This window comes from Ruminococcus sp. XPD3002 (assembly GCA_900119535.1).
Taxonomy (GTDB): domain Bacteria; phylum Bacillota; class Clostridia; order Oscillospirales; family Ruminococcaceae; genus Ruminococcus; species Ruminococcus flavefaciens_H.
On sequence record FPJT01000025.1, the window covers coordinates 1 to 21,643 of the forward strand.

Genomic DNA, 21,643 nt, shown 5'->3' on the forward strand with positions numbered 1-21,643 from the left:
AGGAATTTTACCATATCGACCTCAGATTGTCTTCCCGTATTTATTTTTTTATCCGATAAGTTTGATACCATTTTCTATTCACCCTAATACAGGCTGTCAGCCGCCATATCTTTTCTTTACTCCGTTCAGCCCCAAGTAGTGATAACATATCAAGGCATTCAGCTCTTTTTCCATACTTTTCTCACCCGAATTATTCACAAGTATTTCGATAAGCCCGAATAACAAAAGTTTTGATATAAGCTTTTTGGTATTCTCGTCATCTAACGGACACGCATCGATAAACTTTTTTATTATAAGCTCTTCTATCAGTTTCCTGTCTGCGCCTGCACTTGAACGCAGCATGATAAGCATCGCCGCATGATGCCTGCTGAACATCTTAGCAAGGATAGACGACACTTCGCCGCACTTGTCAGGGGTATATTTTCCGATAAAATCAGCAGTGAAAAAGTGACGGCTTATTTCCATGATCTCCGACCTTGCAGTGCCTGTCAACACTTCATAGATATCCTCTTTGGAACTGTAATAACGGTATATATTACTCTTGCTGATATTACTTTTTTCTGCGATCTGTTTCAGTGATGTATTCTCATATCCTCGCTTGATAAACAGTCTTTGCGCCATTTCAAGTATCTTGTTCCGTATCTCATCTTTCTTCACCTGCATATTCGTTCCCTGCCTTTATCACATTGTTCAAAAGTGACTTTTATTCTTTACACATTATATCATCAAATCGCTTTAATTACAATACTTTTAGAACAAAAGCGACCATTTTCTCAGAATGTTATCATATGTGTATTATTCTGTATCTCTAAACGATCATCATAAACTATCCGGGATCAGATACATAGACTGGTATTTCTTTTGTACTAACCATATGAATACTATTAAAAATAGAGCTATGCCTTCCGTACACAGGTTACGGAGTACATAGCCCTTTCCTTATGCTGTAAGGAACAGTGCGACAACAAATGTCAGTATATCTGACACAGGCATTGGATTCCGGCTATATATTAATAAGAACAAACTAATATCTTTGCACTGTTTAAATTAATAAGATATTTCGTATATCAAAAAATATTATAATAATCCTAAAATAAAACTATAACTAAATTTTCCCTATATCTATTAAGAAATAAAAACAATTGGACAAACCAATTATGACGTGCTAAAATGTTCATAGTTCATTCAGAAAGGAAAGGAAAAATGATATGAAAAGAAAAATTAAATTAACAACAGCTATATTGCTTACTGCTATTACAGTACTGACAGGTTGTGGAAAAAGCCAAACAAACACATCCAAGCAGAATAGCAAAACAAACAGTTTGAATGTAGGCTATCTGCCGTCTCCCGGACACCTATTGTATTTTGTTGCTCAGGAAGAGGGATACTTTAAAGACGAAGGGCTGGATGTTAATCTTGTTTTATTTAATGAGAACAACAGCGAACTCGCTGCACTTGAGTCAGGAAAAATAGATGTGGGAGCTTTTGGCTCAAGCGAACTTGTTACATTTCTTGGTGATGGTCATGATATAACAGTTTTTGGAGGAGCAATGATAGCAGGTCATGGTCTTATTGTAAAACCTGAACTTGTTAAAGGTATCCCCGAAAGCGACTGGTCCCTCGATTTGCTTAAAGGTAAGAATATCGGTGTTGAGGGCGTTGATTCAGGACATATTGTTTACCGTTCCGCACTGAAAAAACTCGGACTCGAGAACGATGTAGAGTTCACGGTTTTTGCTGATGGTGCAGATGCGTATAATTCCTTAAAAAGCAACGATATAGATGCAGCCATACTTTACTCACCTTATCGCATACTTGCTGAGGATGAAGGATATGTTATCCTTTCAAACAGCGGCAAAGTAGAGGGATATGAAGACCATGTATGCTGCAGACAGGCTGCACTGACCTCAACTCTTGAAAAAGAGCCTGATACATATACTGCTTTTCTGAGATCTCTCATCCGTGCATATCGATTCTATCAGGAGAATCCTGATAAGACTATAGATGATCTTGCAAAATATGTAGATGTAGAAAAAGAGTCACTGAAAAAGGATACGTATGAATACGATTCTCAGATAGCAAATCCCGATCCTGATATTGTGGGCATGAACAACTTCTATGACGCTCTTCTTGATACGTGATTTATAAAGGAATTTGACATTTCAGCAGGACTTTCTTCTGAGTTATATGACAAAGCTTTGGAAGATGTTCTTAAAGAAGATCCTGATAACGATGTTTATAAGTATCTGGCTGAATACCACGAAAGAAGAGACAAATGATAAAAGGCAAAAGATTATTTACGATAACTCAGATATTATTTATTATAAGTATTGCAGTCCAGTTTCTTCCTGACAAAACCGATCGTCCCGGAAATAAAGTATATGCAGTTGGTCTTATACTATTCATCGCAGGAATACAGGTTCTCACTGCATTATTTATGCCCGAAAAGAGTGATTACAAAACATGGAACGGTGTATTCGGTTTTGTTTTCGGTTTTATTGCAATATGGACTTTGCTTACGGCTAAGATAAATCTGATCCCCCAGGATATATTCAAATCCCCTGATATAATCACAGCCCAATTCCTTGAAGACAGACCGAGACTTTTGGTAGATCTGAAAAAGAGCCTTATTACCATTATCGAGGGATATGGACTTGCGCTGTTTACAGCGATCCCATTAGGACTGTTTCTGGGATGGAATCAACAGATTGGAAAAATCAGCGAACATATCGCAAATTTTTTCGGTTCGATACCTCCGGTAGTATTCATTCCGTATGCGATAGCACTGCTGCCCACATTTGAAAGCTGTTCGGTGTTTGTAATATTTATAACAGCATTCTGGCCGATTCTTTCAGGAACTATGAGCGGTGTAAGAAATGTCAGTACAGAAACTATCAACAGTGCAAAAGTAATGTGTGTATCACCGTTTACTATGCTTTTCAAAGTACTTCTGCCTGCATCGCTTCCTCAGGTGTTTGATGGATGTAATTTGGGACTTCTTATGTCTTTCATTCTTCTGACTTCTGCGGAAATGATAGGCGGAAACAGCGGTATCGGTTTCTATATACAGTATTACACCAATTTCGGCAACTTCACAAGAATAATGGTAGGTATCATTTTCCTTGGAACGGTTGTTACACTAATTACAAATCTTGTCAAGCAGGCAGAAGAATATCTGCTTCGGTGGAAAAAATAATCAGAAGGGAATAGCATAATGGCAAAAAACATAAGATTAGACCTTGAAACAGTTGAAAACCGTGAAATGCGTCTCGGTTCTATAATATCATGGGACGGCAAGGCTTCTGAGCTTGTTGAGCTTTCACGTTATGAAGAACGTGCACTCAGACATCAGGGCGGCTGTCCGAATGCAGGAAAAGGCGGCGAAGGCTGCCGCCTTTGTGAGCTGAATATGCCTTTCAATCAGCAGAGTATGTGTGCTAACTCTATTGCTGCCTGTCAGGCAGGAAATCTTCGTGACTGTGTTCTTATACAGCACTCTCCGGTGGGCTGTACTGCACGTAATCCGGAGTTTAACCTTGCTTTCCGCAACGGTCTTGAAAGGAGAGGTATCAAGCCGAGAAATATTAATATCATGACAACAAATCTTCTCGAAAATGATATGGTGTTCGGTGCTTCTGAGAAACTGAAAAAAGCAGCAAGAGAAGCTTTTGAACGCTATAATCCTAAGGCGATATTTTTCTCAATGAGCTGTTCTACGGCTATTATTGGTGAAGATCTGGGAAGTATCACTTCTGAATGGAAGACGAGCTTGGTATACCGGTTGCACCGATGCAGTGTGAGGGATTTCGTTCAAAGCACTGGAGCACGGGCTTTGACATTGCACAGCACGCTGTTCTGAGGCATATAGTTAATAAAAATCCGAAAAAGCAGCCTGACCTTATCAATATCGTTGCACTCTGGGGCACTGATTACTTCACTGATATGCTCAAGCCTCTTGGACTTCGTGTAAACTATATAATGGATATCGCAAGCTATGATGAGCTTGCACAGACCTCCGAGGCGGCTTGTACTTCTGCATTTTGCCATACCCTCGGCTCTTATTTTGCAACAGCGCTTGAACAGGAATTTGGTGTTCCGCAGATAAAGGCTCCTCAGCCGTATGGCTTTGCAGGAACAGATGCATGGCTCAGGGCAGTTGCAAAGCAGGTAGGAAAAGAAAAAGAGGCAGAGGAATATATCGCTTCCGAGCATGAACGTGTTAAACCCAAAATAGAAGAACTGAAGAAAAAGCTTAAAGGCGTAAATGGCTTTGTTCTTACAGGTTCATCTTACGCTCACGGACTTATTTCGGTATTGCGAGATCTTGGAGTTACTGTTGACGGATCTGTTGTTTTCCATCACGATCCGGTATATGACGGTGGTTATGAGGAGCAGAACACACTGAAAACACTCGTTGAAAACTATGGTGATATACCGCACTTTACTGTCAGCAAGACTCAGCCGTTCCAGCTCCCTGCGCTGCTGAAGCGCGTAAAGGCTGATTTCATAATTATCAGGCATAACGGACTTGCACCCAATGCTGCAAGAATGGGTATACCGTCCTTTGCTATTGGTGACGAACATTTTCCTGTCGGATATGACGGACTGATCCGTGTGGGAGAAGCTATAATAGAAGTTCTTGCACGTAAAAAAATGAATCAGGTACTGAAACGCCATGTTGAGCTGCCATACAGCGATTGGTGGTTAAGTCAGAAAGATCCGTTTATTCTGGCTAAACATCCTGAAATACTTGATGAAGAAGCAGAGGAGGGTCAGGAATAATGGCTAAGAAACCACATACTACAATCACACATCCCCATTATGCCTGTTCGATAGGTGCAGCATATACAGTATCAGCTATCCCCGGAGCAGTTCCGGTTATAAACTGTGGTCCGGGCTGTGTTGATCAGCAATATTTTACAATGTCATTCTGCAACGGATTTCAGGGTTCTGTCGGAGCAGGCGGCGATATCCCCGGTACTAACTCAGGAGAGAATGAGATAGTATTCGGCGGTGCAAAAAAGCTGGACGGAGTGATCAAATCAGCCCTTAAAATTATGAAAGGTGATCTCTTCGTAGTGCTTTCAGGCTGTTCACCGCAGCTTGTTGGTGATGATGTTGCGTCTGTCATAAAACCATACCGTGAAAAGGGATATCCAATAGTTCATGCGGAAGTTCCGGGATTCAAGGGTAATAATCTCTGGGGACACGAAGAGGTCGTCATCGCCGTAATTGACCAGTTTGTAGGCGAATACAAGGGCAGACGCAGAAAAAAACTCATAAACCTCTGGATGGGTGCACCGTATTTCAACACGTTCTGGAGAGGCGATACTATCGAGATAAAACGCATTCTTGAAGGCGCAGGCTTTGAAGTGAACGTGCTTTTCGGAAGTGAGAGTGCAGGTGTATCAGAGTGGAAGGATATACCGAAAGCAGCATTCAATCTTGTGCTTTCACCTTGGCTTGGACTACGCACGGCTAAGCACCTTGAGAAGAAATACGGTCAGCCTTACCTTCATATCCCTGTGCTTCCAATCGGTGAAGAGGCAACGACTGCCTTTATCCGTCAGGTTGTGGAATTTGCAGGCATCGATAATACAAAGGCTGAAAAATTTATTGAAAAAGAAGCTAAGCGCTACTATTATTTCTTCGATCATTTTGCAGATTTCTTTGCTGAGTATTGGTTCGGATTCCCTTCACAGTTTGCCATAGTCGGAGATGCTGCATATAATATAGCGATAACAAAGTTTCTTTCAGATCAGATAGGTCTTATACCTGTGGGACAGATAATTTCCGATAATACTCCCGTAAAATACCGTGAGGATGTTGCGGCACTCTATACTGAATTATCAGAAGGTGTTTATGGCAATGTTGAATTTTTAGAGGATGGTTATCTTATTGAAAAGAAACTGTCAGAGTATGATTTTGGTACCGGTACTCCGCTTATTCTCGGTTCGTCATGGGAACAGGATGTTGCAGATGAACTTGGTGCGATCCTTGTTGAGGTCGGCACGATAGCAACAGAAGAGGTAGTGCTTAACAGAACATATCTTGGATATAACGGTGCTCTGAGTCTGCTTGAAAAAATATATTCAAAGGCTGTCGGAGGATGATATCACCAATTAGCTAAAATCCAGCTCCCTTGTGGAAACTGGCTTCTTTTCTTATCGTTATACAGCCTTTTAGCCGTGTGCATTTTATGTGAAAAATGTTGTTTTCTCACATGAAACTGCAAATATACGCATAATATCACTCCGTTGGAAGGTCAATGAATGTGGGTTCATGCTTAGCCGCACGGACATATCTGAGCATATCCTCTCGTAGCAGGCGGACTGTCGAAGTATTGATACCTGGATGTCCGCAAATGTATTCATCGCTCATAAGGTCGTTATCTATGACGAGCTGTATGTTGTTATCCGTATCGAATATAAGCTCCAGTGCTGATACTGAGCCGGGGATAGTATGCAGATACTCCTGCATCTTATCAGCCTCCGCAAAGGATAGACGGGCACAGTTTAGCTGCGAGGTCAGGAACTTGGTCTTGAATGGCTTGTCACCAGGCATAAGGAGCATATAGAAGCTGGTCTTCTGACGGTTGCAGAGGAAAAGGTTCTTGCAAATCTTAGCTCCAAGTACCTTTTCGATAGCAAGACAATCCTCCATAGTATCAGCGTGGTCATGGTCTGCTCGCTTGTACTCAATACCAAGAGCATCAAGTTTATCGTATATAGCCATTTCAACTTCGGAACGAGTATCTGTTGGACGTCCGCTGTAAAGTGTCTTATCTATATTCATTATCTTACTCCTTTAATTATTATCAATTGTATTGTATCAAATGTCGCTTCGGGTATAGAATGTACTTCTACCGCTGCCATGTTTTAAGAGCAGTCCCTGTTCAACAAGCTGCTTGATAGAATTCTCAACCGAAGCCTTGCTGATTGTCGGACAAAGCTCCATAACTTCACTCTTGGTAAATTTACCGATCTTATTATATACAGCACGACGCACCATTTCTATTGCCGGCAGCTTTTCATCGACCAATGCAACACGTTCCTCAAAATCACGATACGCAGCAAGTATAGTCTGCAACAAATATTTTATGAAAGGAGCAGGATCTTCTTCGCCTTCGTTCCAGCCTTTCTGACACTGTTCCAGTGCATCGTAGTAAATGTTCTTATTCTTGGCTATCTTACTTTCGAGGGAGATATATCGGCCGATTACATAGCCGGAACGATACAGCAGCAGAGTTGTCAGCAGGCGGCTCATTCTACCGTTGCCGTCATTGAAGGGGTGTATACAGAGAAAGTCGTGGATAAACACAGGTATCAGAAGCAATGCGTCGATATCCTGCGTTGCGATTATGCGATTATAGCTGTCACATATCGCTTCGATAACAGCCGCTGTTTCATACGGTGGAAGAGGAGTGAATAATACGAATTCTCGTCCATTCGCATCTGTCGCACTAATATAATTCTGAGAGTTCTTGAATGTACCACCGACGCTTTTATGAGAATACTTATACAGGTCACGGTGAAGCTGAAGAATGTAGTTCGATGAAATAGGTATATACTCGAAGTTCTCGTGAATAGTATTCAGTACATCGCGGTATCCCATGATCTCTTCCTCGTCACGGTTTCTGGGAGTTGTCTTGTCTTTGACAAGCTGCAGCAGTCGGGTGTTAGTGGTTCTGATGCCTTCAATCTCATTGGATGCTTCTGTACTTTGAACCTTTGCAATCTCAATAAGGCGGTCAAGCTCGGCAGGTTTCTGTTTCAGGTAAAGCTCCTGCCTGCCTTTATATTCGTGAATCTGGGCTACAAGACCAATGATCTCACTGTCCCATGAACGTTTTGCAAGTTTGTTGTAATCAAAGATTCTCATAAGCTCGCGCGCCTCCTTATATCCTATGTCGGCACACCCTCATATTCAGACAGTATCTTATCTCACATTCGGACGTCCTTTCTCATAATTATAATCGTTTTTAGGAGAAAAGTCAAGCGCTTAGGCAATAATATCTCCTAAATTCTATTATTAATTAGGAGACAACTATTATTCGTTTCATTATATAATAACTCCATTGATATAATCAGCATATTCATACGAAACAGGGGTTTTCTTGAAGTATTCATAAATAGAATCAGCTCCCTTTACGGGAGCTGGCTTTATTGGTAAAATAAACTATAATATTGTGAAAAGGGTCTTCTCAAAAACGGTCAGTCATGTTATAATATTATTGACCGAACGGTCAGGAGGAGGGAATAATGAATAATAGCTTTCTGAGTTTGCCTGATGATAGGCGCACGTCTATTATAAACGCTGCCCTGGGTGTATTCTCGAAATACGGTTACAAAAAAAGTCCCATGAACGAGATCGCCGAAGAAGCAGGGATAAGCAAATCACTTTTGTTCTATTATTTCAAGAATAAAAAGGAACTCTATCTGTATCTTCTGAAATATTGTGCAGAGATAAAGAGTCAGAGAATAAAAGAACAGAGCTGCTATGGCGGTTCGGGCTTTTTTGAGATGTTTTCACATTCGATGATTACAATGACTAATATGCTCCGTTCATATCCGGAATGTGTGATGTTTGAACTGAAAGCATATTATGACAATGAGCCAGAGATACAAGCGGAGGTTTTAGATTTTATAACCAGCTATTCGGACTTTGCCTATCAAACAGCACCAATCAGCATTGATTCCGATCAGTTTATAAAGGGTATTGATCTTGAACTGATGTACAGGAATATTTACCTTGCCTGCGAAGGTTATTTATTTGAAAAGATAAGAAAAGGCAGCTTGAACGCTGATGAGATGGAGCATGATTATCTGAAAATGATAGAACACTGGAAACAGCTATATCTGCGGAAAGGAATTTCACTATGAAAAGTATTTCAGTCATCATTCCTGCCCATAACGAAGAAAAGTATGTTGCAAGGTGTATCCGTTCTGTAAAAGCTGCCGCAAAGCATTACGGCAGTGAGGTCGAGATCATCGTGGTGTGCAACCGCTGTACTGACAGGACGGCGGAGATCGCCGGAAAACAGGGCGCGAAGGTCATTTTTAACGGAGACAGGTGTATTGCCAAGGTCAGAAATGCAGGGATCTTTAATGCGAACGGCGATATTATTGTGACGATAGACTGCGATAACCGTATGACGAGGGGAACGCTGAAAGAGATAGCATATCTCCTGAGTACTGGAGAATACATCGGCGGCGGTGCGCCTATCCGTTTTGAACGATATTCTTTCCCGCTGCATCTGAATGACCTGCTGTGCAGAGTGTCTTTTGCAGTTACGGGACTGTACTGTGGTATCTTCTGGGCTGAGAGATCGACATTTCAGGCAATAGGCGGATTTGTTGAAAAGAAAGCAATGGAAGACGCTGCGACTGCCAAATTATTGAAAGCATATGGTAAGCGTAAAGGAAAGAAATATACCGTTCTGCGTAAAAACTTGCTTATCAATTCCACAAGAAAATACGATGATATGGGCGACTGGCTTTATCTGAAGCTGATGCTCTGCAATATCGGTACATTTATCAAAGCCGCCCTCGGTGACAGTAGCGGGCTTGATAAAATGCTCGATAAGCTGTTTTATGATTACAATGGTTAGATAGGAGAAATATGTTGATGTTCAAAAAGATGATAACGAGAGCCATAGCAGTAACTCTTGCGCTGCCTATACTGATCGCAGCACCGCTTCGTGCATCTGCTGCGGATGCCATTCCGGATAATTCAGAATGGAATGCTTTTGTAGAGGAAAAAATAGAGAAAGACGATCCGCCCGGACTCGCCGTTACTCTGGTAAACGGCTCTGATGTAAGTTTCAAGAATTGGGGATATGCCAATATTAAGGAGCAAACTCCCGTAACTGAAGATACGGTTTTTGGTATCGCATCATGCTCAAAGGCGTTTACTGCGCTGTCGGTATATCTTTTGCAGGAGGAAGGAAAGCTCTCCATCGAGGACAGCGTGTCGGACTATCTGCCGTGGTGGAACGTCACTTGGAACGGACAGCCGCAGGATACGAAGATCTGGCAGCTTCTGGAACACTGTTCCGGTATCCCCGATTCAACTATGATGCAGTATCCGGTCAATGACGGTACTCCTTCCAATGAGGAAATCGCACGCATTGCTGAAAATATTGAGCTTGTTTATGAGCCGGAAACGAGATTTGAATACTGCAATCTCGGATATGACATTCTCGCATATATCACAGAAACCGTCAGCGGTGTGCCGTTTGAGGAATACGTCACGAATGAAATTCTACAGCCGATCGGTATGACACACAGCGGCTATCATATCCCGACTACGCAAGGCTACCGCTGGTTATTCCGGAGACTTCTGCCGTATGATGAGCCTGATTTTGCACTGACTTCCGGTGACGGTGGGCTGCGCTCGACTCCGAAAGATATGTCACTATGGATAGAAGCGCAGCTCGGACATCTGGAACTGCCTGAAAAACTGAAAAATGCGATTACTGCATCACAAGAAACACCGGAGGCATACAAAATCGACATGGGTAACGGTATGGTGCAGTACAACGGCTGGCTGTGTTATGACGGTTATCGTTATCACACGGGTACGAATGCGAATTTCAGCTCTCTCATTCTCGTGGATAAAGAGCGTGACATCGGTATTTTCTCTGTTTCAAATATCTGGACATATACAGCGGATTATGCAGGCAACTCACTGTATCAAGCTGTGAAAGGCGAACAGATCAACAGGCAGCAGTTTGAACTGTTAGACCCCTGCTCGACTGTGGATAAGGTATCAACCTGTATCACGGTCATAGGTGTTATTGGAATCCTGATGATCATTGTACTGATGTTTACACAGAAAAAGCGCCTTGCCAAGAAGCAGATTCTCCTTAAAAAAGAGAAAAAAAGGCTCTGCATACGCTGCTGCGTCCTGATCCCGCTGCTTGTATTGTCTACTCTGCTTCCCAAAATAGCGGTCAGCATCGCAGGTTATGGCTTTGCAAGCTACAAAATGATTGGTGTTTGGTTTCCGTATTCTTTTCTAATTGCATTTGCTGTGCTGAGTGTTATGGTTCTTTTAATGATTATTTCAAGCGTTACCAGATATTTTGCAGTTAAGAGTATCAATTGACCGTAGTCTATTGCGCACCTGTAAACCGTTCCGCACAAGTCCTATCAGGCATTGTGGCGCATACCACAAACCCTATTGGAACGAATAACTGCAAGCTCTCGGAAATGCTCCGTAAGCGTTTCTGAGGGCATTTTCTTTTCATACAGGCATTTGCAGGATTCCGTCAAATTATTTTGAAATAGCTGTTGACATTAAAAATTTGATTTGATACAATATAGATACTGTATGAAACTTCGATCGAATATACAGAACTTATTGTCGGAGGTATGTTATGACAAATAACGAACTTCATAAGTATGTAGAAGAAAGCACGGGAAACGAGAGCAATATCTGTCAGATATGCGCTGTCAGAAACGGTGAGATGGTATACAGCGACAATTGGCACGGTTTTCAGATTGACAGTGCTGTAAATGTAATGTCTGTCACTAAGGGTGTGATGGCTTTGCTTGCAGGGATCGCCGTTGACAAGGGCTTTATCAAAAGCACAGATCAGAAAGTGCTGGACTTTTTCCCAGAGTACACCGTGAAGCGGGGCGAAAAGACCATCTATAATGTCACCCTTGAGCATTTGCTGACAATGACCGCGCCATACAAATATCGTTCAGAGCCGTGGACAAAGGTCTGCACCTCAGACGACTGGACGAAGGCGGCACTTGATCTGCTCGGTGGAAGATCGGGAATAACAGGTGAATTTAAGTATGCGACGCTTGGTATCCAGATACTCGCAGGTGTGATCGAAAACGCATCGGGTATGAAGTGCATAGACTTTGCAAACAGATATCTCTTTGCGCCTATGGGTATCCCCGAACACAAGATACACGGCGCAAGCGACAAGGACGACCAGTTTGATTTCCTGATGAATAAGACCCCCCGTGGAAATGAGTGGTACTCCGATCCGCAGAATACCGTTACCGCAGGATGGGGGCTGACACTCTCGGCTTATGATATGGCGAAGATAGGGTGGATGCTGATAAACGGTGGTGTTTATCACGATAAGCGAATTGTCTCAAATGAATGGATAGGTCAGATGACTTCGCCAAAATTGCAGCTTGGTGAGATGTTTGGCAATATGGGGTATTGTTATCTGTGGTACAGACCGTATAAGGATAAACCGATATTTGCAGCTATCGGTGACGGCGGCAATATTATCTATGTCAATCCCGAAAAGAGCATTTCAGTCGGTGTAACAGGCACATTTAAACCGAGGATATTCGACCGTGTGGATTTCATTGAAAAGAATGTAATACCGATCGTCGAAAGGCTATGAACACCCAAAACGATCTGATTTTGATCTCAATGCACTCCCTCAAAGCGTTTACAAGCGTTTTGAGGGTGTTTTTTATGTGGTTAAGTTTCCGCTCCGCAGGCTCGGACGGCTATGAAGGGCGTTGACCTTCGTCTGAAGAGCATTCAAGCAGAGGTCGGCTCTGCGATTCCGTGTTCCACTTCATACTCCCTGACACGGCGGTAAAAGGTGTTAGCCGACAAGCCCATTCTCCGCATAAAGTCCCTGCCTGCGATGCTCTTTGACTTCCATTCCCCATAAAGCTGACCGAACCTCGTCCAGTCAATCTCAATGGGCTTCCGTCCTGTGTACTTGCCCTGTGCTTTGGCAATCTCGATGCCCTCACGCACATAGTCCGGCATAGCCCTGAGCTGAGGGCGGTCTTTAGCAAATTGCGAAGCATTTTGCGTGCTCACCGAAATCTTCTCGGAGAAGATGCGGTCAACCTGATAGTCGCACATGATCTCCTGCTGTCTCGCTGTCTCCTGATGTTCCGTTGAAACACGGATATAACCTATTTTGCTCATGGTTGTTGTTTCCTTTCTGATGTAATAATATCTTTCTCTCTGTTAGTTAGTGATTGACTTATTTGCGGTGATGATGTATAATTACAGATAAGGTCAGGCACTTGGATTGCTCGTGAAAATCGGAATTAAGGAGACAATATAATGACTGTTTCAAAGAAGAAGAAAGTAAAAAAGATACTGCTGATATTTCTTGTCATAGTAGCTGTGTTCTTATTGTTCACCTTTGTCCGACACAGGATCATGCTGAAAAATGAGGAAGATTTAGTAAGACCTGTGGGACAGATGGTCGATGTGGACGGTCATAAAATGTGCGTATATACCGAGGGTGAAGGTGATAAAACGCTGGTGTTTATGTCAGGCAGCGGAACAATTGCCCCGATACTTGATTTCAAAAGTATATATCCAAAGCTGACCGATAAATACCGTATAGCGGTAATAGAGAGATTCGGTTACGGATACAGTGAACACGTTGATAAACCGCGCGATGTGGCGTCTATTCTTGCGGATACGAGAACTGCGCTTGCAGGTGCAGGTTTGGAAGCACCTTATGTGCTTTGCCCACATTCCTTTTCGGGAATAGAGGCATTGTATTGGGCGCAGACTTATCCTGACGAGGTTGAGGCTATCATCGGGTTGGATATGGCGGTTCCCGAATATTATAATTACACACCTGACGGTACATTCGCTGTGCCGTATTACAGACTGCTGCACTGTTTGCTTGACTTGGGAATAGGCAGATACCTGCCCGACAGTACCTTTTTGCCCTCGGGCGATTTTCTTACGGAGGAAGAACGCAAAACTTGGATAGCGCTTGGCAACCGCAATTACGCAAACATTGACACCGCAAGAGAAGCCAACATGGCTAAGGATAATGCGGCAGTGGTTGCTTCGGGGGACAAGCCGGAAGCCCCGATGCTTATGTTTGTAGCCACAGGCAAGGGAGATAAATGGATGGAGGTCAGCTACCGTTTCGCTGAGAATATGCCTAACATAAAGACCATTGAGCTTGACTGTGACCATTACGTCTTTCACTATGAAGCCGATAAAATGACGGAGGAGATAGGCTTGTTCCTTGATGATCTCTGAATAAATGCACTCTCATATGACAATACATTTGCTGTCGTCGTTGAGGATAACAGAAGTCCTATAAAAACAACAGGTCTTGATATGAACGATATGACCGTAAGGTGTGTGGTATTTGAAAAGAACGCTTGTCATTCCAGCGGCGGTGTATTTATCCAAAGGGACTTTTCATTGCTCCGTATTGAATCATGCAAAGAGTCAGAGATGGAAGAATGTCCTAAAGAACTGATCAGGTTAAGTCACCTGATAAAGGGTGGGGATCAGTGCAGCTGAATTCTTGGAAGAGTATAGTAACGGTAACATTCATTGAAAGCTTTTTTTGTTGTTGAATATTTTTAAATAGAATCAGCTCCCGTAAAGGGAGCTGGCTTCTTTTCTTATCGTTATACTGCCTTTCAGTCGTGTGCATTCCGTGTGCATTACACCTGTTTTTTGTGCACACGGGACTGCAAATTTTCATTTAAAACTGCTTTCTGTAGGTAACAAAGAAGCCTGTATTTAGCGTTTTCTGCTAAATACAGGCTTTTTAATTCTGGCGGACAGAAAGGGATTCGGGCCCTCGATACGCTATTAACGTATACACGAGTTCCAGCAGTTAGAACAGCTTTTCGGCTGTTTACTGCTGTTTTTGTTTATTTTAGTTTTATTGAGTATTCTCCTCAGAGAACGAAAACAAACGAAAATCCCTTTGCCTGTTGTGATTGTTGTTGTCGTCGGCTACGTCGTCATGGCGACAGCACCAGTTCTCCGAACACACTTCTGAGAAGTGATTTATCTCCTTGTGCAGCTCTTATGGTAGCTATTGTCAGCAAGTCGCTGTCAGCATTGTTGAAGTCTATGTCTCTGCCTGTATTTCTCACAAGAAGTGTTACAAACAGCCTTAGTGTCCTTCCGTTGCCTTCTCGAAAAGGGTGCAGCATATTCAGTTCATGGTACAGGTCTGTCAACTCGTCAAGAAACTCATCATTTTTCATTTCTTTCAGAAACTTCTGTTTTTTCAGACGCTCAAACTTTAGTGTTCCTATGCGTTCTATGTCCGAAGCCTTACAGAAAACAGTACCTTTTTTAGAGATGTTTATTTTTCTGACCGTTCCTGCCCAGTCGTAGAGATCAGAAAACATCTGTCTGTGAAGATTCTTGTAGTAGTCAAAGTCAACGTTCTCGAACCTCATTGTTTTTTCCAGTTTTACAGAACATGAAGTTACCAGCACAGATTCGGCTTCTGTCAGAAGTTCCTGTGTCCTTATGTCAAGCTTGTTTACAAGAACGGTAGTGTCAGGGTAGCAACTATCCTGACTTCCCTCAAGACTGTAGACTGCCATTGCTTCTTCCTCTTACTGATTGTGCTACTATTCTGACGAGTTCTTCATGAGTTATCTCGTTATCTGCGTACTGTCTTATTATTTCCAGTGCTTTCTTATCGAAATGGATCCCTTCCATTTCTGCGGAAGCAACTTGATTTTTTATGGCTTTTTCAGTTGTTACGTTCTGCATCGTCCTCAACTCCTTTACTGCTTTTATTTTACCCTATTCTGTATTCTTTGTCAACCTTTTTGTTGAAAACAAAATGACAGCTTTTTCGGCTGTCCTTATTCTGTCTGTTGTTGTCGTCGGCTACATCGTCAAAGCGACATTTTGGTTGATTACTCAGGCTTTCCTGCTATCCAGTACCAGTTGTGCTTGAAGCACTGATACTTTCTAAACATAGATTATTCGGGAAATCAAGTGAACATACAGAAGACGAAGGACAGCAGTCCTTCTTTAACGAAGCAGAGGTTGAGTATACTGAAAAAACTGAAGAACCTGTTTCAAAAACAGTTAAAGGCTATACAAGAAAAAGCCCGAAAACAAAACGTGACGAGCTTATCAGGAATATTGAAACAGAGATCATCAACTGCACTATTCCTGATGAAGAACAGATATGTCCTCGCTGTGGTTCACAGATGAAGGTCATCGGTAAGAAATACATTCGTGATGAAGTCGAGCTGATACCTGCAAAGTTGGTTGTGAAGAAGTATTACAGCAATACATACAGCTGCAAGAAATGCGAGAAAAAGAATATGCCCGTATTTCTTCATGGACTTGTGCCTGCACCTGTACTTCCGCATTCGCTTGCATTAGCGTCCACAGTATCATGGGTGATATATCATTTGAACTGCGTTTTTGCAGTTGCGTGTGGCTGATTTTCAGTCAAAAACCACACGAAATTTATTGGTGGTACAAAGCTATTAAAGAAGCCAGCTCCCTATACGGGAGCCGTTGTTTTTTAATAATATATATTAACGATTTTCGATTGATGCATCCTTCTAAAAAGATTAAAATTTATTTCACGGTGGCAGATTATTTGACTAACATATTTGAAAACATATGTTGACGTACTGTTGTTTGTTAAAATGTTTTTTGAATAAATAGTTAATACCGTACTAAAAGTGTTGACAAAAGATGAAATAAATGTTAAAATATAATATGCGTTTAAAAAAGATTGAAATATCTTAAAAACTATTGTACAATAAACCAAATTTACATGTAAATCAAGCAATTTCAAAATTCAACAAAGAAAGTGTGGTAGTGTTTATGGAAACATCATTGATACCGATTTATGGTATTAGTCTCGAACAGCAAAAGAAACTCGCAAACATATGTCAGATCACTACAGCAAGCGACCTTGTTACAAAGGGAAGAACTCCTCAGCAAAGAGAAGATTTAGCAAAAGAGCTTGAAATTGACAGAAAAAGCATTGATCTGTGGGTAAAGCAGGCAGACTTGCTTCGTGTTGAAGGAATGACGTCGGAATACGCTTATTTCCTCACCCATGCAGGTATCAGAAACGTTGAGGACCTTGCAAAAATAAATGTAAATGTAACTCAAAACGCATTACAGGCAGCGGTCAACATTCATCCTATGTTGGAATATGAAACTCCAAAATATAATGAACCACTTGCACAACCTGAATTGAACACACAAAGAACAAGTGGCAAAAAAGAGTATTTAGAAGTTTTTTTCATAATAACTAATTGGAATATTAATCAAGAGTATATTATTTCTGATAATCTCGATATTCCCAAAGACTGGACAGGAGCGTTTGATGATGCTACTCAACAATGCTTTACTATTCGATATGAAAAAAATGAAGGTGGTTTTGAGAAAAAAACGAGATATTTATTTACTCGAAGTAAAAGCAACGATAAGCGTATAAACTATACTCCTTTTGGGTATCCAACTTTTGAAAGACGACCTAAAATGATCCCCAGCTCAATATATTTGAGAGTAGGAGAAGTTAAACTCATTCAATTTCTACATTTTGATCTATTAGATAAATATATCCAAATTATAGACAAGAGTAATTCTATAGAATTTTATTCAGATGAACTTTGCACAAAAAGAATCACCGGAAAAATGAAAAGTAACGAGCTCGATATTCCAGCAGTTTATATCAAAGCTGTAAAAGCAAATCCATGCGATCAATTCTTTGTGTATTTAGATGACGAAATATTATCTACATGTATTTATCGGATATTTGAAGATGAATTTGAGGATGAATTTGAATATCAAACAGTTACCTGTACAGAATCAGCTCCAGAAATTACAATTGATACTTTGAAGACTCTGAAAAGCAATGCAGTTAAGCTTCATCCTTCTGCTCTGGTCATGAATAATCTGGGACTTATCTATACCGATATGCCTCAGGAAATAATTGAAGTGCTGAAGGAAAAAGTCAGCGATTCGGAGATCGATGTTTCTGATGAGTGCGAACCAACATATCTGTTTGAGTATGATATGATCCTTGACATACTGGATAGGAAAAGTGAAAGCGATATAATCAATGAAGGTCTTGAATCACTGCGTGAGATCAATATCGCCTTACCTCATCCGGACAGATTCTGCTGTAAGGTCTCATACCGCAGCATAGACGAAAAAGAACCTCATCCGGCTACAGAGGTTTCCGGAATTAAGGTAGAGGTCACAGGTATAAACGATGGTTCGGACAAAAACGAACCGTTGACAGCTTATACTGACGGTGAGGGAAAATTTATTATTTCCCTTCCTCCCGGTTATTCTATGGAAGAGGAAATAACCTTTACATTCTCTGACGGCGGGTACAAGCAGTCTTTCAATATCAATTCATGGGATATCACACGTGATTCGGTAATCAGAAACTATGACAGCATTACTCTTTCAGCCAAAGAGATACTTGACAAACTCGAACAAATCGCCCAAAAGAATAACGAACTCAGTCAGTATCAGTATGAACGGAAATTAGTAGATATCATACTTGATATCAATAAATCTTTAAATTCAATAAATTCACAAATAAAAGAAATAGAAACGCAGCTCAAAGATAAAAATAAAACAGAAGCTGAAAAAGCTTCGTTAAATGCTAAACTGACATATTATACTGCAGAGTACGGACGAAAATCAAGCTTAGCACTACAGATACAGCAAAGAATAGATACAACAGAGACTGATATCAATAAGATCAAAACGAGTATTAATTCTAAAAAAACACGCCTGGAAAGCGAAAGGAAAAAACTTATTACAGATATCTTTGGTTTTGATCCTACAAGAAATGAGGAAGAAAGAAAGGTATCGGGACTCGTATCATTTATCAAAATGGGCTGGAACTACGGTTTAGGCGATGATGAGTACGGCTTTGTTATCATAGAAGAAGTATATAAAAACTATAAGGACAATTATTCAAGAGCACTTCCAAGTGTAAAGCTTATGGGTGAAGGTGATGATGCGGTATGGCTTCCTACTGACAGAGCTCCGTCACGTTCTTTTACCTATTCGCTCCTGCAAAGACTTGTTGAGCCGACATTATATCCACCTGCCGAGGAAAAAGGCGAAAATGTTAACGGCGACGGAACAGCTCTTGAACAAAAAAGCTCAGATAGGACAAAGCTCAAACATCCTTTAGATATCAATGAATTCAAAACCAAGATCAGTACAAAAACTGATGAATACCCGAAAATGTCATCTCTCGGCATGGGCTATAGTCTGAATCTGCGTCAGTCCTGGGTACCTGACGGATTTGCACTCGGTGAGCTTCTCTATTCGCTTATACTTGCCCCTGGTGAAGAGCAGAGACTTGTTGTCAGAGAAAAGAATCAGTCATACACTATCTCTGATCAAAGCACAGGCGAGGATTATACGGCTTCTTCACAGTCACAGACACAATCTGATGATTTACAGGCTCTGTATAACTATGTGGCAAATCAATATATGGATGCAGGTTCAGAATACGAATATCATTCTGACTCTAATGCATTCGGAGGCAGCGGTGCATTCGGATTAAGTGGCATTACATCGGCTGTTTTGGGGTTTATAACCGGAGGTCTGACAGGAAGCTTTTCAAAATCAAACGGAAATGCCTCATCACATTCGTATCAGAATAATAATCATAACGAGGCATCGCAGGCAGCGCAGAATTTCAACCAGAAATTTTCTGCTGCTTCAAATATGCTCCAGCAGGCAAAACGTGTCAGCATACGCTCGGCAACAAGCAATGAATCGGATTCTGTAGCTACAAAAATCATAGCTAACCACAACCATTCCCATGCAATGACTGTTCAATACTGGGAGATAGTAAGACGCTACCGTCTTAAAACCACTATTGACGGAATCGATCTTCTGCTGTTCGTACCGCTGAATCCGATCTGCTTCCTGCCCGTAACTAATACTGAAACAGGAGATAAAGTCGACTATGACCTTGATCTTGTTAACCTCTATATGCCAGAGCAGAAAGAGAATGATCCGCCTTTCGAGGATTTAAGTGAGAGAGAACTGTTCAGAAAGAGAAAGGAAGTCTTCAACAAGCGATATGAAACAGTAATGCTGCATTATAGTACCATACGCAGCGTGATACCATACAAGTACCGTGCAGGTCTTGATCTTATCCAGAAATTCTATACTCTTCCGTTCTTCCGCATGGACAGTGTCGATTACGGAGAGAAGCCTAACGAAATAACGATTACTGTTGCCGGTAAGTTCTGTGAATTTGACAGAATATCTGCAACTATTTACTTCAATAACGGTAATATGCCTGTTACAGGCAAGATAACAAAAATGCTAAGCAATAGTCTGAAGTTTACCGATGGCGAAAATAAAACAAAATTTCCGCATAACAGTATGGAAGTTTTACAGTCAATTTCAGAGGTAAGAGAACATGGCATGATAAGGCCGGCAGAATTTAAATTTGTCCTTCCTTACGGCTGCACTGAAGATAATATCTCAAAGCTTGTTATAAAGAATAACATCCCTAATCAGTGGAGATATACACTTTCTCAGAATGAAGATTATCTTACCCAGTCAGAGAAAGATGCTATAAGTAGATATAGGCATTGGATGCATAACAAATATGGTGATATAGAGTCGCCTGACAAAGATCAGAAGCATATCGATATGTTTTCCGAAGGACTTCCTGAATGGTATTTTAATCCTGTTGCTAAATTTTCTTCAGGCGAGTTATGGGCTACCGGTATGCTGGAGATCGAAGTTTCCAAAAATAGTCTGTCAGGTTATGAAACATTAGCAAGTGAAATAATTCTTGATGCCGGAGGATATATTTATAGCTTTGACAACAGCTGTCCGAGAATGAGCATATCCGACGTACAGAAAATGGAGGAGACGTTCCACCACATCGTTACAGAAAATCTGCGATACTCAAAGGTTATATGGCAGTCTCTCACTACAGATGAGCTTGCTATGATGCTTGAACAATACACGGTTGACATGGATTTCGATAATTATTACGATATTCCAAAGAGCACAGATGGTGAAGGGGATACAGAGGAAAATGAAATAGTAACTCAGATCCCGCTTCTGAACTGCATAAATGTCAAGAAACCAATGGGCTTCTATGGCAACTGTATACTCTTCCCGTTCACCTATCCTCAGCGATTTGCTGACAAGATCGGTAAAACCGCAGCAGAGATACAGGATGAGCTTTATCGTTATCATTCTTCATATTTCCGCTCACCTTCAACTGTTATCTCAGTGCCAACAGAGGGTATGATAGGTGAGGCTGTTCTCGGAGCAACCAATGTTAGCGAAAAGATCGATATCACACGATTCTGGAACTGGAAGGATTCACCAATTGACTCAATGGAGCTCACTAAGGATTATCTTAATACCAATGATTACCTTAAGGATAAGAACACAAAGGATATAACCGCTCTCAATCTCAGCACAGCAGAGAGGATATCACCAACGGATGTAGAGAACATTATCAAGATGCTTACTGAAAAACAATCACCAGAATTCCAAAATCTCACAGGACTTGACCAGACCTCTACTCTTCTTGGAAAAGCAATTGAAAGTACCGGATCAGGAAGAGATAACGCACTTGAGCAGAGCTCATCTCTCACAGGCAAGGCTATGGAACATCTTGCGAAGATGACAGAAATTCAGACTGAGAGAATAAAAATGGAGAATGAGAAGAAAAAGTTTGAAACACTGTTAGGAAAACTTGGTAATGACACAAAGCTTACCGCTAATGACATCGCCATGCTCATGAACGGAAGCAGTGGAAAAACCGGAAGCACCAACACACCCACTAAACCGAAAGATCCAGCTACTAACAATAGTACCCCAGGTGGCAACGGAGGTCAGCAAGGTGGCAACGGAGGTCAGCAAGGTG

The 21,643-nt window shown here is 41.4% G+C and carries 16 protein-coding genes and 2 pseudogenes; 12 read left to right on the forward strand and 6 right to left on the reverse strand.

Translation table 11 applies throughout. The annotated features are described in order from the left end of the window. Positions 1 to 96: 96 nt before the first annotated feature. Positions 97 to 663: a TetR/AcrR family transcriptional regulator gene (locus BT127_RS15220; RefSeq protein ID WP_075425820.1), complete on the reverse strand. Its 567-nt coding sequence runs from the start codon at positions 661 to 663 to the stop codon at positions 97 to 99. Between the two features lie 545 nt (positions 664 to 1,208). Between BT127_RS15220 and BT127_RS15225 the strand changes: the two genes are divergently transcribed. The 4 genes and pseudogenes from BT127_RS15225 (at position 1,209) to BT127_RS15240 (ending at position 6,113) form a co-directional block, all read left to right on the forward strand. Continuing rightward, positions 1,209 to 2,141, forward strand: a complete 933-nt coding sequence (locus BT127_RS15225; RefSeq protein ID WP_318257287.1) for an ABC transporter substrate-binding protein — start codon at positions 1,209 to 1,211, stop codon at positions 2,139 to 2,141. A 134-nt stretch (positions 2,142 to 2,275) separates the two neighbouring features. Continuing rightward, positions 2,276 to 3,196: an ABC transporter permease gene (locus tag BT127_RS15230; RefSeq protein WP_075425821.1), complete on the forward strand. Its 921-nt coding sequence runs from the start codon at positions 2,276 to 2,278 to the stop codon at positions 3,194 to 3,196. Between the two features lie 18 nt (positions 3,197 to 3,214). Then, a pseudogene (locus tag BT127_RS15235) lies at positions 3,215 to 4,782 on the forward strand (nitrogenase component 1). Continuing rightward, on the forward strand, positions 4,782 to 6,113 hold the full coding sequence (locus BT127_RS15240; protein ID WP_075425822.1) for a nitrogenase component 1: 1,332 nt from the start codon (positions 4,782 to 4,784) through the stop codon (positions 6,111 to 6,113). The pseudogene BT127_RS15235 and the gene BT127_RS15240 overlap by 1 nt, the downstream one beginning before the upstream one ends. A 136-nt stretch (positions 6,114 to 6,249) precedes the next feature. Here BT127_RS15240 and BT127_RS15245 read toward each other — a convergent pair whose 3' ends face one another. Both BT127_RS15245 and BT127_RS15250 read right to left on the reverse strand, forming a co-directional pair. Then, on the reverse strand, positions 6,250 to 6,795 hold the full coding sequence (locus tag BT127_RS15245) for a prolyl-tRNA synthetase associated domain-containing protein (RefSeq protein ID WP_075425823.1): 546 nt from the start codon (positions 6,793 to 6,795) through the stop codon (positions 6,250 to 6,252). Positions 6,796 to 6,831: 36 nt separating this feature from the next. Further along, positions 6,832 to 7,881 (reverse strand): Fic family protein, encoded by a 1,050-nt coding sequence (locus BT127_RS15250; protein ID WP_075425824.1) that lies wholly within the window; start codon positions 7,879 to 7,881, stop codon positions 6,832 to 6,834. Between the two features lie 380 nt (positions 7,882 to 8,261). On the opposite strand from BT127_RS15250, the gene BT127_RS15255 reads away from it, so the two are divergent. The 4 genes from BT127_RS15255 to BT127_RS15270 all read left to right on the forward strand — a co-directional run bounded on the left by BT127_RS15255 (position 8,262) and on the right by BT127_RS15270 (position 12,376). Next, positions 8,262 to 8,882 carry a TetR/AcrR family transcriptional regulator gene (locus tag BT127_RS15255; protein WP_075425825.1) on the forward strand — a complete coding sequence of 207 codons (621 nt, stop codon included), beginning with the start codon at positions 8,262 to 8,264 and terminating at the stop codon, positions 8,880 to 8,882. Continuing rightward, positions 8,879 to 9,610, forward strand: coding sequence for a glycosyltransferase family 2 protein (locus BT127_RS15260; protein ID WP_075425826.1), 732 nt, complete (start codon positions 8,879 to 8,881; stop codon positions 9,608 to 9,610). The genes BT127_RS15255 and BT127_RS15260 overlap by 4 nt, the downstream gene beginning before the upstream one ends. 17 nt (positions 9,611 to 9,627) lie before the next feature. Further along, on the forward strand, positions 9,628 to 11,109 hold the full coding sequence (locus BT127_RS15265; protein ID WP_075425827.1) for a serine hydrolase domain-containing protein: 1,482 nt from the start codon (positions 9,628 to 9,630) through the stop codon (positions 11,107 to 11,109). Between the two features lie 271 nt (positions 11,110 to 11,380). Beyond that, positions 11,381 to 12,376, forward strand: a complete 996-nt coding sequence (locus tag BT127_RS15270) for a serine hydrolase domain-containing protein (RefSeq protein WP_075425828.1) — start codon at positions 11,381 to 11,383, stop codon at positions 12,374 to 12,376. 143 nt (positions 12,377 to 12,519) lie between these two features. Here the strand turns inward: BT127_RS15270 and BT127_RS15275 are convergent, their stop codons facing one another. Next, positions 12,520 to 12,921, reverse strand: coding sequence for a recombinase family protein (locus BT127_RS15275; RefSeq protein ID WP_075425829.1), 402 nt, complete (start codon positions 12,919 to 12,921; stop codon positions 12,520 to 12,522). A 141-nt stretch (positions 12,922 to 13,062) separates the two neighbouring features. Between BT127_RS15275 and BT127_RS15280 the strand changes: the two genes are divergently transcribed. Next, complete coding sequence (locus tag BT127_RS15280; protein ID WP_075425830.1) at positions 13,063 to 14,007, forward strand: alpha/beta fold hydrolase; 945 nt, start codon at positions 13,063 to 13,065, stop codon at positions 14,005 to 14,007. 722 nt (positions 14,008 to 14,729) lie between these two features. Here the strand turns inward: BT127_RS15280 and BT127_RS15285 are convergent. Both BT127_RS15285 and BT127_RS15290 read right to left on the reverse strand, forming a co-directional pair. Continuing rightward, the gene (locus BT127_RS15285; RefSeq protein ID WP_075425831.1) at positions 14,730 to 15,326 is read right to left on the reverse strand and encodes a Fic/DOC family protein; all 597 of its coding nucleotides are present in this window, start codon (positions 15,324 to 15,326) and stop codon (positions 14,730 to 14,732) included. Beyond that, positions 15,307 to 15,498, reverse strand: a complete 192-nt coding sequence (locus BT127_RS15290; protein ID WP_075425832.1) for an antitoxin VbhA family protein — start codon at positions 15,496 to 15,498, stop codon at positions 15,307 to 15,309. Before BT127_RS15290 ends, BT127_RS15285 begins: the two co-directional genes overlap by 20 nt. 182 nt (positions 15,499 to 15,680) lie before the next feature. Here BT127_RS15290 and BT127_RS15295 point away from each other — a divergent pair, with 182 nt between their 5' ends. From BT127_RS15295 to BT127_RS16985, 3 genes and pseudogenes are all read left to right on the forward strand, one after another. Then, the gene (locus tag BT127_RS15295; protein WP_318257289.1) at positions 15,681 to 16,187 is read left to right on the forward strand and encodes an IS66 family transposase zinc-finger binding domain-containing protein; all 507 of its coding nucleotides are present in this window, start codon (positions 15,681 to 15,683) and stop codon (positions 16,185 to 16,187) included. Positions 16,188 to 16,578: 391 nt separating this feature from the next. Next, a pseudogene (locus BT127_RS17395) lies at positions 16,579 to 16,869 on the forward strand (DUF4332 domain-containing protein); the annotation flags it as partial. Between the two features lie 531 nt (positions 16,870 to 17,400). Then, a partial coding sequence (locus BT127_RS16985) for a hypothetical protein (RefSeq protein ID WP_318257290.1) occupies positions 17,401 to 21,643 on the forward strand: 4,243 nt, incomplete at its 3' end.